The organism is Rathayibacter sp. AY1A3 (assembly GCF_002930975.1).
GTDB lineage: Bacteria > Actinomycetota > Actinomycetes > Actinomycetales > Microbacteriaceae > Rathayibacter.
The window spans coordinates 1-14,188 of the sequence record NZ_PSTO01000002.1 but is presented as its reverse complement, the minus strand read 5'-3'; the positions used below and the strand labels follow the sequence as shown (position 1 = coordinate 14,188).

Genomic DNA, 14,188 nt, shown 5'->3' with positions numbered 1-14,188 from the left:
GGCGTCCGCCGCTGTTCTCCCTCCGTACCCCGCATCCGCGCCCGCGAGTCGAGCCGTCGATGCGCCCCTCACACCGATCCCCTCACGACCGGAGAACACCTGTGACCGAGCGCAGCACCCTTCCCGCCGCGCGGCCCGCCGCACTTGCCGCCGCCACGACCCTCGAGCCGCGCAGCCGCCTGGTCATCAGCCTCCTGCTGGTGTCGGCGTTCGTCGTGATCCTCAACGAGACGATCATGAGCGTGGCGCTGCCCGACCTCATGCGCGACTTCGACGTCGAGGCGCACGTGGGCCAGTGGCTCTCGACCGCCTTCATGCTCACGATGGCCGTCGTCATCCCGATCACGGGCTACCTGATCCAGCGGCTGCACACCCGCACGCTCTTCGCCGCCGCGATGATCCTCTTCAGCCTCGGCACGCTCACCGCCGCGCTCGCCCCGACCTTCGCGGTCCTCCTGGCGGCCCGCGTGGTGCAGGCCGGCGGCACGGCCATCATGATGCCGCTGCTGATGACGACCGTGATGACGCTGGTGCCCCCGGCGATCCGCGGCCGGATGATGGGCAACATCTCGATCGTCATCTCGGTGGCTCCGGCCGTCGGACCGACGATCTCGGGCGTCATCCTCAACTTCCTCGGCTGGCGCTGGATGTTCTGGATCGTGCTGCCGATCGCGATCGGCGCGCTGCTCCTGGGCCTGCGCAAGGTCGAGAACGTCACCGAGCCCCGCTCCATCCCGATCGACTCGCTCTCGGTCGTCCTCTCGGTCTTCGGCTTCGGCGGCCTCGTCTACGGCCTGTCGAGCCTCGGCGAGGGCGGAGCCGCGGTCGTCGCGCCGTGGATCCCGTTCGTCGTCGCGGGCCTCGGCCTCGCGGGCTTCATCGCGCGCCAGCTCCTGCTGCAGCGCACCGACCGGGCCCTGCTGGACCTCCGGACCTTCTCCTCCGCGAACTTCACCATCGTCATCGCGATGATGGCGGTCAGCATGTCGGCGCTCTTCGGCACGCTGATCCTGCTGCCCCTCTACACGCAGAACGTGCTGGGCCTCACTCCGCTGGAGACCGGGCTGCTCCTGCTCCCCGGCGGCCTGCTGATGGGCCTGCTCGCGCCGTTCGTCGGCCGCGGCTACGACCGCTTCGGCCCGCGCGTGCTGCTCGTGCCCGGCTCGATCGTCGTCGCCGGCGCGCTGTGGGGGTACACCCTGCTCGCGGCGGACTCGTCGCCCTGGTTCGTCCTCTCGCTGCACGTGACCCTCAGCCTGGGCCTCGCCTTCGTCTTCACGCCGCTGTTCACCGCCGGCCTCGGCTCGGTGCGCCCCTCGCTCTACTCGCACGGCAGCGCCATCATCGGCACCGTGCAGCAGCTGGGCGGCGCGGCGGGCACGGCGCTGTTCGTCACCGTCCTCTCGATCAGGTCGGCGGAGCTCGCGCAGGGCGGAGCCGACCAGGCCGCCTCCTACGCCGGCGGCATCCACTCCGCGTTCCTGTGGGGCGCGTCGATCGCGACGGTCGCGATCGTGGCCGCGTTCTTCGTCCGCCGCCCGGCGGAGTCGGACGCGCCGCTCCCGATGGCGCACTGAGCCGGGCGGGCCGACCCCGCCTGTTCACCTCCGCGTCACCCCGCCTCCCTACGGTGTCGCCCCGGCCGCCGCGCTCCCGATCGCGCGGCCGGGACGGAGACGAGACGTGACCGAGACGGCCGGCCCCCAGGACGTGCTCGACGCCGGAGCGGCCACCCCTCCTCCCCGCACGCTGGTCGACGTCCTCCGCGACACCGCGGAGCGCCACCCGGACGCCTCCGCGCTGGAGGACCCGGCCGGAGCGCTCAGCTACCGGGAGCTGCTGGCCCGCACGGTGCAGCTCGCGGGCGAGCTCACCACCGCAGGGGTCCGACGCGGCGACCGCGTCGGGATCCGCATGCCCAGCGGCTCCCGCGAGCTCTACCTTGCGATCCTGGCCGTCCTCGCCGCGGGAGCCGCGTACGTCCCGGTGGACGCGGACGACCCCGAGGAGCGGGCGCGCCTCGTCTTCGGCGAGGCCGCCGTCCGCGGCGTGATCACCGGCTCCGGCCGCTTCGAGCGCACCGGCGCCGACGAGCCGGCCGCGCGCCTGTTCACCGCGAGCGCGCCGCACCCGAGCACGGCGTCGATCCCGCTGCTGCAGCCGCCCTCGCTCGAGGACGACGCCTGGATCATCTTCACCTCCGGCTCCACCGGAACCCCCAAGGGAGTGGCGGTCAGCCACCGCTCCGCCGCCGCCTTCGTCGACGCTGAGGCGCGCCTCTTCCTCCAGGCGGAGCCGCTCGGCCCCGGGGACCGGGTGCTGGCCGGTCTCTCGGTCGCGTTCGACGCGTCCTGCGAGGAGATGTGGCTCGCCTGGCGGCACGGCGCCTGCCTCGTCCCCGCTCCCCGCTCGCTGGTCCGCAGCGGCATGGACCTCGGCCCCTGGCTGACCACGCACGGCATCACCGTGGTCTCGACCGTCCCGACCCTCGCGGCGCTCTGGCCCGCGGAGTCGCTCGAGAACGTCCGCCTGCTGATCTTCGGTGGCGAGGCGTGCCCGCCGGAGCTCGGCGAGCGCCTGGCCGTCGAGGGCCGCGAGGTCTGGAACACCTACGGGCCGACCGAGGCCACCGTCGTCGCCTGCGCCGCGCCCCTCGGCGGGCCTCCCCCGGTGCGCATCGGGCTGCCGCTGGACGGCTGGCGGCTCGCCGTCGTGGACGCGGACGGGCAGCGGGTCGGCGAGGGCGAGGTCGGCGAGCTGGTCATCGGCGGGGTCGGGCTCGCGCGCTACCTCGACCCGGTCAAGGACGCCGAGAAGTACGCGCCGGCACCGCTCCTGGGCTGGGAGCGGGCCTACCGCTCCGGCGACCTGGTGCGCTTCGAGAGCGCCGGCCTGGTCTTCCAGGGGCGCGCGGACGACCAGGTGAAGCTCGGCGGTCGGCGGATCGAGCTCGGCGAGGTCGAGGCGGCGCTGCAGGCGCTCCCCGGAGTCTCGGGGGCGGCGGCCGCGGTCCGCACCACGGCGGCCGGCAACCAGGTCCTCGTCGGCTACCTGGCCCTCGCCGGCGGCCGGGAGCTCGACCGCGACGCGGCGCTCGCCCGCCTGCGCGAGGAGCTGCCCGCATCCCTCGTGCCGCTGCTGGCCGTGGTCGAGGAGCTGCCGACCCGCGTCTCCGGCAAGGTCGACCGCGCCGCACTCCCCTGGCCGCTCGCCGTGGGCACGACCGAGGACGCCTCCCTCGACCCCGAGGAGGCGTGGCTCGCCGCCCTCTGGCGCGACGTGCTCGGCGTGCCGGTCGACGAGCGGGCGAACTTCTTCGACCTCGGCGGCGGCTCCCTCGCCGCCGCCCAGCTGGTCGCGCGGATCCGCGAGCGCGACCCCGAGTTCACGGTCGCCGACGTCTACGCCCACCCGCGTCTCGCGGCGATGGCCGCCGAGATCCAGAGCCGCTCGACCGGCACTGCGGAGGTGTCCGCTCACCGCATCGCGCCGGTCCCCCTCAGGATGCGCGTGCTGCAGACCCTCCTCGGCGCACCACTGCTCGTGCTCGGCAGCGCCCGCTGGATCACAGCGATCCTCAGCGTCACCGCGGTGCTCGACCTGGTGCCGGGGTTCGGCTGGCTGCCCACCGCTCCGCTCGCCGCGCTGATCCCCGCCTTCGCGCTCTTCCTCACGCCGTTCGGGCGGATGGGGCTCACCGTCCTCGCCGCGCGCACCCTGCTGCGCGGGATCCGAGCCGGAGACCACCCGCGCGGCGGGAGCGTGCACCTCCGGCTCTGGCTGGCCGAGCAGATCGCGTTCCAGCTCAAGGCCGTGAGCCTGGCGGGCGCGCCCTGGGTCGCCTACTACGCCCGCGCGCTCGGCGCCCGCATCGCCGACGACGTCGACCTGCACTCCCTCCCTCCGCTGACCGGGATGCTCACGCTCGGGCGCGGCGCCGCGATCGAGCCCGAGGTCGACCTCTCCGGCTACTGGATCGACGGCGACGTCCTGCGCGTCGGCGCCGTCCGGGTCGGCGCCGGCAGCACGGTGGGCGCGCGCAGCACGCTCCTCCCCGGCGCCCGGATCGGCAAGCACGCGCAGATCGAGCCGGGATCGGCCGTCTTCGGGCGGGTGCCGGCCGGGCAGCGCTGGGGAGGATCCCCCGCCCAGCGGCTCGGCAGGGCGAACGCCGGGTTCCCCTCGGAGCGCCCGGCGCGCCGCCCGGGCTGGGTCTGGGCGTACGGAGCGTCCGCGGTCGGCCTCGCGGCGGTCCCGGTCCTCGCCCTCGCGGCCGGGCTCGCCGTCGTGGCCGCCGCCGTGCGCGGCTCGGCCGGCCTCGGCGCCGCGCTCGGGCCCGCTCTCGCCGCCCTCGTGCCCGCCGTCGCCGTCTCCGGAGTCGTCCTCGCCGCTCTCGTCGTCGTCCTGGTGCGCCTGCTCGGCCGGGGCGTCGAGCCGGGCACCCACCCTGTGCGCGGTCGGATCGGCTGGCAGGTCTGGTCGACGGAGCGGCTGCTCGACTCCGCGCGGGTCCTGCTCTTCCCGCTCTACTCGGGCCTGTTCACCCCGGTCTGGCTGCGGCTCCTCGGCGCGAAGGTCGGACGCGACGTCGAGGCCTCGACGGTGCTGCTCCTGCCCGCGATGACGACCATCCGCAACGGCGCGTTCCTCGCCGACGACACGCTCGTCGCCTCCTACGCGCTCGGCGGCGGCTGGATGCGGCTCGCCCGCGCCGAGATCGGCGAGCGCGCGTTCCTCGGCAACTCCGGCATGGCGGCTCCCGGTCACACCGTGCCCGCCGGCGGACTCGTCGCCGTCCTCTCCTCCGCGCCCCGGAAGTCGAAGGCGGGCTCGTCGTGGCTGGGCTCACCGCCCGTGCGGCTGCGGCGCACCGTCGTGGAGGCGGAGTCGGCACGCACCTTCCGCCCGGCCCGCCGACTCCGCGCGGCCCGCATCGCGTGGGAGCTCGGCCGCTTCGTCCCGGTGGTCGTCTCGGTCGCGATCGGCCTCGGCGTGGTCGCCGGACTGCTCGCGCTGATCCAGACGCTCGGGGCGGTGCTCGCCGCGCTCGTGGGAGGCGTCGTGCTGCTGGCCGCCGGGGCGGTCGCCGCGGCCGTCTCCACCGCCGCGAAGTGGATCCTGATCCAGCGGGTCGAGCCGAGCGAGCAGCCGCTGTGGTCCTCGTTCGTCTGGCGGAGCGAGCTGGCCGACGCCTTCACCGAGATGGTCGCCGCGCCCTGGTTCGCCCACGCCGCCGCGGGCACTCCCGCGCTGGTCTGGTGGCTGCGGAGCCTCGGCGCTCGGATCGGACGCGGCGTCTGGTGCGAGAGCTACTGGCTCCCCGAGGCCGATCTGATCTCGCTCGGCGACGGAGCGACCGTGAACCGGGGCTGCGTCGTGCAGACGCACCTGTTCCATGATCGAATCATGAGCATGGATCTCGTGAGCCTCGACGCCGGCGCCACCCTGGGCCCGCACAGCGTGATCCTCCCCGCCGCGCGGATCGCCGAGCACGGCACGGTCGGCCCGGCCTCGCTCGTGATGCGGGGGGAGCTCGTGCCCGCGGGCAGCCGCTGGAGCGGCAACCCGATCGGCCCGTGGCGCGAGGTGCGCGTCGCCGACTACCACGCGCCCGTCGCGTGAGCCCCGCGCTGACCGGGCTCGAGACCGCCGGCGACCCCTACGTCCCCGGCATCGGGAACACCGGCTACCGCGTCGAGTCCTACGACCTCGACCTCGACTACCGCGTCGCCTCGAACCGCCTGGCCGGCCGGGCTGTGCTGCGGATCGTCGCGCTCCAGCCGCTCCGGCGGTTCTCCCTCGACCTCTCCCGGCTCCGCGTGGCCCGCGTCCGGATCGACGGACGCCGCGCCCGCCACGAGCAGGCGCCGCACAAGCTGCGGGTGTCCCCCGCCGAGCCGCTGGCCGCCGGCGAGAGCGTCGACGTCGAGATCGAGTACAGCGGCCACCCCGCCCCCCGCGCCAGCCACTGGGGCGAGCTCGGCTGGGAGGAGCTGGAGGACGGGGTGCTCGTCGCCTCGCAGCCCTCCGGCTCCTCCACCTGGTTCCCCTGCAACGACGACGTCGCCGAGAAGGCTCCGTACCGCCTGCGCGTCACCGCCGAGGAGGGCTACGCCGTGCTCGCGAACGGGGTGCTCGTCGACTCGAGCGCCCGCTCCGGCCGCCGCACCTGGCTCTACGAGCAGCGCGAGCCCAGCGCCGCGTACCTCGCCTCGGTGCAGATCGGCCGCTACGCGATCGAGGAGCGCGTGCTCGCCGGGGTCGCGGTGACCCTCGCCCGCCCCGCCGCCCTGGCCGCTCGGGTCGCGCACGACTTCGCTCCGCTCGAGCGCATGCTCGCCCTGTTCACGCGGCTGTTCGGGCCCTACCCCTTCGCCCGCTACTGCGTCGTCGTCACGGCGGACGAGCTGGAGATCCCGCTCGAGGCGCAGGCGATGGCGGTGTTCGGCGCCAACCACGCCGACGGCCGCGGCGGCTCGGAGCGCCTCATCGCGCACGAGCTCGCGCACCAGTGGTTCGGCAACAGCGTGGGCATCGCCCGGTGGCGCCACATCTGGCTCAACGAGGGGTTCGCCTGCTACGCGGAGTGGCTGTGGTCGGAGGAGTCGGGCCGCGCCACCGCCGACGCCTGCGCCCGCCGCCACCACGCGGTGCTGCGGGCCGCGGCGCAGGATCTCGTGCTCGCCGATCCGGGGCCGGTCGCGCTCTTCGACGACCGCGTCTACAAGCGCGGCGCGCTCACCCTGCACGCGCTGCGGCTCACCGTCGGCGACGAGCCCTTCCTCCGGCTGCTGCGGGAGTGGACGTCCCGCTACGCCTCCGCCGCCGTCACCGACGAGGAGTTCCGCGAGCTCTGCACCGAGGTCCTCGGCGAGGGCGTGGACGACCTGCTCGACGCCTGGCTCCTCGACGAGGAGCTGCCGCCGCTACCGCCCGGGCGCTGACACCAGCGAGTCCGCGAGCGCGTCGCCGTGCTCGCGCCGCCAGCCGATGATGGGCCCGGCGCCCGCGTCCCCCATCGGCCCGAGGGCGACGCTGACCCGCAGCGCGGGGTCCAGCTGCGGCTCGGCCAGCCGGAAGCGGACGCCGTCGATCCGCGCCTCCGCCGCGTGGTGCGACTCGTGCACGTGCACCCGGCGCGGGTCGAGCTCGAGCCCGCGGCCGTCCGCCTTCAGAGCGGCCTCGATCCGGGTCCAGTGCAGGACGGGGTCGGCGGGGCGCATCCCGCCCGTGGCGAAGGGCGCTCCGGCGATGCGCGTGATCCGCTCCCCGCGCTCGGGCGTGCCCAGCGTCGGCTCCACATCGACGCCGACCGCACCGGCGCTGCTCGCCGCGACCACGACGGCGCCCGCGCAGTGCGCGATGCTCACCGACAGCAGCTCGAGCGCGATCCCGCGTCCCTCCAGCCGCGGCCGGCCGTGCGCGCCCCCGCAGCGCGGGCAGCACGCGACGACCCGGACCTCCGACGCGCGCGTCCCCGTGAGCTCGGCCGCGAGCATCCGCAGGAGCACCCGCCCGAAGACGAAGCGCTCGGCCGCCGACGCGGCGACCGTGCCGGCGTAGCGCTCGCGCTCCTCGTCGCTCAGCAGCGGCAGCAGCCGCTCGGCGTCCAGCGTCTGCTCGTCGAGCGCCAGCCAGCGCAGGTGCACCCCCGGCAGCTCCGCGCCGATCCCCGACTCCCCCATGTCCGTCCCCCCGGTCAGCTCGTCGCGGCGTGCTCGCCGCGCTCGTACACGTCCGCGGCCGATCCGACGATCAGCGGGTCCGGACCCAGCGGGCCCACGACCTCCTCGTCGCGTCCGTCGTAGTCGTAGAGGCTCAGGACGTAGCGCATGGCCTCGAGCCGGGCGCGCTTCTTGTCGTTGCTCTTCACGATGGTCCAGGGAGCGTCGGCGGTGTCGGTCGCCGCCATCATCGCCTCCTTGGCCGCGGTGTAGTCGCCCCACTTGTCGAGCGAGGCGAGGTCCATCGGCGAGAGCTTCCACTGGCGCACGGGGTCGATCATGCGGATCGTGAACCGGGTGCGCTGCTCCTCCGCCGAGACCGAGAACCACAGCTTCACCAGGTCGATGCCGTCGCCGACGAGCATCCGCTCGAACAGCGGCGTCTGGCGGATGAACTCGTCGTACTGCGCCGGCGTGCAGAAGCCCATCACGCGCTCCACGCCGGCCCGGTTGTACCAGGAGCGGTCGAAGAGGACGATCTCGCCGGCGGCCGGCAGGTGCGAGACGTAGCGCTGGAAGTACCACTGACCGGCCTCGCGCTCGGTCGGCTTCTCGAGCGCGACCACGCGGGCTCCGCGCGGGTTGAGGTGCTCGGTGAAGCGCTTGATGGTGCCGCCCTTGCCCGCGGCGTCGCGCCCCTCGAACACGACCACGAGTCGGCGCCCGTGCTTCTTGATCCAGTTCTGCAGCTTCAGCAGCTCGATCTGGAGGAGGCGCTTGCCCGCCTCGTACTCCTCGCGCGACATCCGCTCGTCGTAGGGGTAGCCCTCGCGCCAGGTGTCGACCTGAGTGCCGTCGCGGCGCAGGAGCACCGGATCGTCGTCGTCCTCGTCCAGCACGACGAGGTCCCGCGCGTCGGCGGGTGTGAGCGTGCGGAGCAGCTCGGGAGTGGGACGGAGGGCGTCATCGGCGGTGTCGGGCACGGAGGGACGCTAGTGCGGCCGTGCAACGCTCCGGTGAACGGCGGGTATCCCCGCGTCTGCGGGGAGGACGGTCGGACGGGCTGCCGCGCCGATCGCGGTCCCGGCCGCCGGATGCGCAGGCTGATCACGGCGGCTGTACGCAGCCGAGGCTGCAGTGCTCGATCCGGGGCGCTCCCGCGAGGATCGACCGGCTCCGCCTCGTCTCGGGACGGCGTCAGCCGGTGAACGCCGCAGGAGGCAGGTCGGTCTCGCCGCCCTCGACCGCGTCGAGCAGCCGGTCGACCACGTCCTGCGGCGCCAGACCCGCGCCGAAGCGGGGCGCGTCTCCCGCGAGCGGGTGCCGGGACAGCTCGGTCTCGGTGTGGCCGGGGCGCGCGTCGAGCAGGAGGACGCCCGCCCGCTTGTACTCGCGGGCCGAGGCCTTCACGAAGGAGTGCAGTGCCGCCTTCGAGGCGGAGTACGCGGCGAGTCCCGCGGTCGGAGCCTCCGCCACCACGCCGCTGATGGTCAGCGCGAACGGCTCGCGCCCCTCGCCCGCCGACGCGACGAGCGACGGCAGCGCGGCGGTCAGCACCCGGATCGGCGCCAGCGCGTTCACCTCGACGAGCTCCTCCAGAACGGCCGGATCGAGCTCGGCGGAGGGCCCGAAGGCCACGACGCCCGCGGCCACGACGACGCCGTCGAGGCGCCCGTGCCGCTCGAGCACCTCGGCGACCACGCGCCGGGGCTCGTCCTCCCCGCGCAGGTCGGCGACCAGGGGTGCCTCGCCGAGCGCCGCGGAGTCGCGCCCCGAGCGCACCGCGACGGCACCGCGCGCCTCCAGCGAATCGGCCAGGAGGCGGCCGAGGCCGCCCGAGGCTCCGAGGACGAGGACGACGGCACCGTCGAGACGAGTCATGTGGCGAGCCTAGACGGGTGCGCTGTCGCGGATCGGCACTACCGTCCGAGCGACCGGGCCCCAACCGTGAGGCCCATGACACGACTGCAGAGCCGTGCCGTGCTGCAGCGCCTGCTCGAGGTCCTCGAGGATCCCGCCCCCGTCACCATCGGCCACGCGCGTCACGTCCGGATGCTCGTCCGCGAGGCTCTGGAGTGGATCGCCGGCCCTCGGGCGCAGGAGTCCGGTGCGTGGAGCGGCCCCGCTTCGGGAGAGCCCGCGGCCGCGCTCGCCCCCGAGGATCCCGCCGCCACGGACCCGGGTCTCTGACGCTCCCGCCCTCCTCGTAGACTCGTTCGCCGGAGGAACGGGGGGTCGATGGACGAGGGTGCGCCGGCGGGCTGGTCCCGCGACGAGGCCGATGCGGCCGAGATGCGCTGGTGGGACGGCAGGCGGTTCACCGGGGCGCGCCGCTCCGCGCAGGACAGTGCCGCGGTGGTGCGGGACGCACCCGTCACCCCCGTCACGGAGCGCGTCGACTACCGGCTCCCGAACGCCGACGGCGCCCCGAGCGTCGACGCCCTCGCCGAGGCCGAGCGGATCGAGGAGATCGCCGATCTGATCGGCCGCACGCTCGAGCAGGGCGAGATCGACGAGCGGACCCTCGAGGTCGACCTGATCCCCGAGCCCGATCACCCCACCGGCCTCGACGCCGTCTCGGTCCGGGCCGGCGGCCGCGTCCTCGGCTACCTGCCGAACGCCTCCGCCCACCGGGCCGCTCTCGACCGGGTCGTGGCGAGCGGAGCCGTCCCGGTCACGACCGCGCGCCTCCGGGTCGAGCGCGGCGAGGAGGGCCTGCGGGCCGTCCTCCGCGTCGCCCTGGTCGCCCCCGAGCTGCTCGTGCCGCTCAACGAGCCGCCCGTCGAGCGCCACTCGATCCTCCCCTGGTCGCGGGGCCTGCCGGTCCTGCGCGAGGACGAGCACTTCGCCCGCCTCTCGACGGTCGTTCCGGCGAGCGGCCGCGGCCTGCTGCTGGTGACCCTGCACCCGGCCGGCGACCTCGTCGAGCTCCGTCTCGACGGCGAGCGGGTGGGCGAGCTCTCCCCGACCCTCTCGGCGGATTTCACCCCGACCCTCCGCCACCTCGCGAGCCTCGGTCTCACCGCCGCCGCCTACGCCTCCCTCCGCGGATCGCCGCTGAAGGTCGAGCTCACACTGCAGGCCGCGAAGGCCGCGGAGCTGCCCGCCGAGTGGGTCGACGGCCGTCCGGTCACTCTCCCCCGACTCCTCCCGCGGGCCCGGACCTACACCGTCCCGCCCGCGTACACGCCGCCGCTGCGTCCCACTCCCCGCAGCTCGGAGGCGGTCTCCCGTTCGGTCCGCCGGACCGTCGCCTGGGTGGTCGTCGGCGTCTGCACCCTCGTCGGGCTGTCGAGCTGGCTGATCGGGGACGTGCTGAACTGACGGGCGGAGCGGACGTCCGCGGACGTGACCGGCCTCGTGTCGGACTCCCGGGGTCGGCGATCCCGCACCTCCGTGCAGAAGCGCCCGGCTCGCGGATCCGGGGATCCGAGCGAACCGGGCGCCTCGAGCCGAGCGCGGCCGTCCTACACGTTGAAGCGGAACTCCACCACGTCTCGGCCCGCCCCTGGCAGATCTGTGGACGTTCGGCCCCCCGGCTATCCCGCAGTTCTGGCAATTTTGCCTGGAGAAGGACGGTATAAGACTCGCCTTAGGTCGTCGCGCTCCCCATTTCAGCGCGCCCGCGACTGTCAGGGCGGTCGCGGCTGGTATCTATTGAATCATGCGTAGGGCGATTCAACTTGTACTCGGCAGTCTGCTTCTGGTCGCGATCATCGGAGCGGCGGTCTGGGGGCTGTGGGCGCTGGTGTCATGGTTCCTCGGGTTGCCGAGCGACACGCAGACCGCAACCGCCGCGCTGCTGGGCGTCGTGTCCGTGCCGATCATCACGTACTTCACGTCGCGCTCGCTCGAACGGCGACGTTCTCGTGAAAATGCCATCCGCGAGAAGAAAACCGAACTCTACGATGGCATGATAACGGGCCTCATGGAGATGTTGAATCTCAGCAAGAAAGCCAACGGTATGACCGAGGCGGATATGGCAAATTTATTTGCGGACATTACCCCGAAACTCATCACTTACGGTTCGCGAAATGTCATCCTCGCCTGGAATGATTTCCGCTCTATTGCCACGGTCAAGGACGCAGATGCGAAGCCGAACCCCCGTCAGACGATGCTCGGTTTCGAATCGCTACTAAAGGCTATGAGACAGGACCTTGGGCATCCCACATTGACGACCGGACAAGGCGATTTGCTTGGCGTATTCATCAACGACATCAAGGCATACCTGCGCGACAACAAATAGCAGAACCTGCCACCGGCTAGCTGCATGCGGCAGGGCACGGGCAAATTCGGTCATGCCTTATCCGCCGCCGCTCCGGCAGAATCCGAAGCTATCACTCCTTGAGGCGCCCGAGATATAGGAGGAGGGTTTTCACCTCTGGTTCGACGAATCGTGGTTTGAAACAAGAGGCCTGACCTGATCGGAGGACGCGATGACGACCCGCGATGTTCGAGGATGCAAGAGCGTCACATTCCCAACGGGCTACCGCGCTGCGAGTTCAACGGACCATCGAACCCTTACGCCACCGGCGGAAACTAACGCCGTCCCCGACCGCCGCTTTAGCCTTCTTGTGAGACGAAGCGACTCCTTCACCACTTAGAAGATGATGACTGAAGAAGCTTTGAGCGTACAGCGATGCAGCCGCAGAATGGATCGATTGAAACGGTGCTATGTAGTCTGAACACACGTCGTTAGAGCTGAAAGGGTTTGCGAATGGTCGTCGCCCAGTTAGACAACTCAACGAAATGAAGATCTTTGGCCTTGAACTAGCGGAAGCGTTTTGAAGGAGTTTCGCTAACTGGTTCCCGCGTACCGGCTTAGATCGGTCAATAAATCGGATTGAGTCGGCTACGCCGTGCCCAATAATCAAAACGTGGCTCGTCACTGGTTCGACATCCGCCCACACACGTGACAATTCTGATGTCGTCCTCACTTTATATTTTCTTAGCATTCCGTCATCGATAAGGAGCCGCAGATACTGCAAGACCGACTTAGTAAGCGGATCAAGCGTAGTGACCTCTGTGGCAAAATCCCCGATCTCGAGGATGGTGATCCCAAGATTATCTCCGTGGACGAGACGAGAGGCGACTTCGATATCGTTTCCCGCCGCGTCTTGACGGTCGATCCGGACGGTTCGATCGCGCTGACCCAGGACCTTCGCTTCCGCGAGGGCATGGGGCTGATGGTCAGGACGCGGCAGGATCCGCGAGGGCACGAAGACTCGATCGCCGATGTTGAACTTGTTCGTCATGTGACGATCATGCTGCACCGGTGAGGACGGCACGAGGCGAGCTGTCTACGGGCATCCCACCTTGCTTGCTTCGCGGCACGCGCCACCGGGTAAAGCAGAGCGACCTCCCGCTCCACGCAAAGGAGTAAGAGGTTAAGCATTGGGAGGCAGGGCTGATCGACCTTCGCGCTACCGAGGCCCGCGGCCAGGGAATAGTGTATCCGCCAGACTGCACGGAGACGTGGCACAGTGGGTTCGCGCGTCGGCCGAGCGGCTGACACTACGTCGAACACTCCGCTGCCACCCCCAGGGTGGTGATCGAGTCACGCGCAGCGCTTGGTCGGCGCAATTGCCTAGGACGCTCCAACGCTCGCCAGGCGGCCAAGCACGCTGGACCCCCTCTACGGATTTCAGTGCCCAGTGTTCTCGCGACGAAGCTGATATACGCGCTGGTCCGTGAGAATCATTTGAGACGTCGAGCGTTGATGGCGCCCCTCTCTCCAGTACACCTCAAATGTGTCGCCAGGCACGAGAGAGTCGACGCCATAGGCTGTCCCTACCTCCATCGACCCGCCCGGCAGGGGCGCAGTCGTCCGAGTCTCGCTGGAGTCAGCAGCAACGATGCGGTATTCCACATCGGAAGCCTTGCGCCCGCTAATCTTCGTCAGGTGCCAGACCTGGCCGATGCCAGGCTGGAGCGTAAACGCAAATTTGCGAAGACGGAGGATCGATCCCCCGCCCTTCGTCACTGCAAGCGTCGCGATAGTCGTGGCAACGCTTGTTGCGACCGCGACCGCACTTTCGCTCCATTCCACGGTTGCGTTCTACTTTTGATTCCCAGAGGTTGCGTTGAAGCGGAACTCCACGACGTCGCCGTCCTGCATGACGTAGTCCTTGCCCTCGATGCGGGCCTTGCCCTTCGCGCGGGCCTCGGCGATCGAGCCGGTCTCGACGAGGTCGTCGAACGAGATGATCTCGGCCTTGATGAAGCCCTTCTGGAAGTCGGTGTGGATGACACCGGCGGCCTGGGGCGCGGTCCAGCCCTTCCCGATGGTCCAGGCGCGCGTCTCCTTCGGGCCGGCCGTGAGGTACGTCTGGAGGCCCAGGGTGTCGAAGCCGATGGTCGCGAGCTGGTTGAGGCCCGACTCCGTCTGGCCGGTCGACTCGAGCATCTCGGCGGCGTCGGCCTCGTCGAGGTCGATCAGCTCGGACTCGATCTTCGCGTCGAGGAAGATCGCCTTCGCCGGCGCGACCAGGGCTGCGAGCTCTGCCTTCCGGGCGTCGTCGGTC

12 protein-coding genes are annotated in these 14,188 nt (G+C 71.5%); 7 read left to right on the top strand and 5 right to left on the bottom strand.

Translation table 11 applies throughout. The features are described from left to right. Positions 1–59: 59 nt before the first annotated feature. The 3 genes from C5C10_RS01110 (at position 60) to C5C10_RS01100 (ending at position 6,944) form a co-directional block, all read left to right on the top strand. Positions 60–1,577, top strand: coding sequence for a DHA2 family efflux MFS transporter permease subunit (locus C5C10_RS01110; RefSeq protein WP_104328307.1), 1,518 nt, complete (start codon positions 60–62; stop codon positions 1,575–1,577). 106 nt (positions 1,578–1,683) lie between these two features. Next, positions 1,684–5,622: a Pls/PosA family non-ribosomal peptide synthetase gene (locus C5C10_RS01105; RefSeq protein ID WP_181073354.1), complete on the top strand. Its 3,939-nt coding sequence runs from the start codon at positions 1,684–1,686 to the stop codon at positions 5,620–5,622. Then, entirely contained in the window at positions 5,619–6,944 is a 1,326-nt protein-coding gene (locus C5C10_RS01100) for a M1 family metallopeptidase (protein WP_258060335.1), read from the top strand. The genes C5C10_RS01105 and C5C10_RS01100 overlap by 4 nt, the downstream gene beginning before the upstream one ends. Here C5C10_RS01100 and C5C10_RS01095 read toward each other — a convergent pair. From C5C10_RS01095 to C5C10_RS01085, 3 genes are all read right to left on the bottom strand, one after another. Continuing rightward, positions 6,927–7,685: a 4'-phosphopantetheinyl transferase superfamily protein gene (locus C5C10_RS01095; protein WP_104222962.1), complete on the bottom strand. Its 759-nt coding sequence runs from the start codon at positions 7,683–7,685 to the stop codon at positions 6,927–6,929. The two genes, C5C10_RS01100 and C5C10_RS01095, sit on opposite strands and share 18 nt — an antisense overlap. Positions 7,686–7,699: 14 nt before the next feature. Then, on the bottom strand, positions 7,700–8,560 hold the full coding sequence (gene ppk2 / locus C5C10_RS01090) for a polyphosphate kinase 2 (RefSeq protein WP_244230712.1): 861 nt from the start codon (positions 8,558–8,560) through the stop codon (positions 7,700–7,702). A gap of 301 nt (positions 8,561–8,861) precedes the next feature. Next, entirely contained in the window at positions 8,862–9,545 is a 684-nt protein-coding gene (locus tag C5C10_RS01085) for an SDR family oxidoreductase (protein ID WP_104222961.1), read from the bottom strand. Positions 9,546–9,620: 75 nt separating this feature from the next. On the opposite strand from C5C10_RS01085, the gene C5C10_RS01080 reads away from it, so the two are divergent. From C5C10_RS01080 to C5C10_RS01065, 4 genes are all read left to right on the top strand, one after another. Continuing rightward, positions 9,621–9,854, top strand: a complete 234-nt coding sequence (locus C5C10_RS01080; RefSeq protein ID WP_104345335.1) for a hypothetical protein — start codon at positions 9,621–9,623, stop codon at positions 9,852–9,854. A 48-nt stretch (positions 9,855–9,902) separates the two neighbouring features. Next, complete coding sequence (locus tag C5C10_RS01075; RefSeq protein WP_104328305.1) at positions 9,903–10,988, top strand: hypothetical protein; 1,086 nt, start codon at positions 9,903–9,905, stop codon at positions 10,986–10,988. A 340-nt stretch (positions 10,989–11,328) separates the two neighbouring features. Continuing rightward, positions 11,329–11,910, top strand: a complete 582-nt coding sequence (locus C5C10_RS01070; RefSeq protein WP_104328304.1) for a hypothetical protein — start codon at positions 11,329–11,331, stop codon at positions 11,908–11,910. A gap of 826 nt (positions 11,911–12,736) precedes the next feature. Then, positions 12,737–12,943 carry a hypothetical protein gene (locus C5C10_RS01065; protein ID WP_104328303.1) on the top strand — a complete coding sequence of 69 codons (207 nt, stop codon included), beginning with the start codon at positions 12,737–12,739 and terminating at the stop codon, positions 12,941–12,943. A gap of 365 nt (positions 12,944–13,308) precedes the next feature. On the opposite strand, the gene C5C10_RS17465 is transcribed toward C5C10_RS01065, so the two are convergent. Both C5C10_RS17465 and C5C10_RS01060 read right to left on the bottom strand, forming a co-directional pair. Beyond that, complete coding sequence (locus tag C5C10_RS17465) at positions 13,309–13,713, bottom strand: hypothetical protein (RefSeq protein ID WP_146082084.1); 405 nt, start codon at positions 13,711–13,713, stop codon at positions 13,309–13,311. A 9-nt stretch (positions 13,714–13,722) separates the two neighbouring features. After that, positions 13,723–14,188 (bottom strand): DUF933 domain-containing protein (locus C5C10_RS01060; protein ID WP_146082083.1); only part of this gene is annotated, 466 nt, incomplete at its 5' end.

Bases quoted from the DNA above. Each gene is read 5' to 3' on its own strand.
- C5C10_RS01110 (WP_104328307.1), top strand. From the start codon at position 60: ATGCGCCCCTCACACCGATCCCCTCACGACCGGAGAACACCTGTGACC.
- C5C10_RS01095 (WP_104222962.1), bottom strand. From the start codon at position 7,685: ATGGGGGAGTCGGGGATCGGCGCGGAGCTGCCGGGGGTGCACCTGCGC.
- C5C10_RS01085 (WP_104222961.1), bottom strand. From the start codon at position 9,545: ATGACTCGTCTCGACGGTGCCGTCGTCCTCGTCCTCGGAGCCTCGGGC.
- C5C10_RS01080 (WP_104345335.1), top strand. From the start codon at position 9,621: ATGACACGACTGCAGAGCCGTGCCGTGCTGCAGCGCCTGCTCGAGGTC.
- C5C10_RS01075 (WP_104328305.1), top strand. From the start codon at position 9,903: ATGGACGAGGGTGCGCCGGCGGGCTGGTCCCGCGACGAGGCCGATGCG.
- C5C10_RS01070 (WP_104328304.1), top strand. From the start codon at position 11,329: ATGCGTAGGGCGATTCAACTTGTACTCGGCAGTCTGCTTCTGGTCGCG.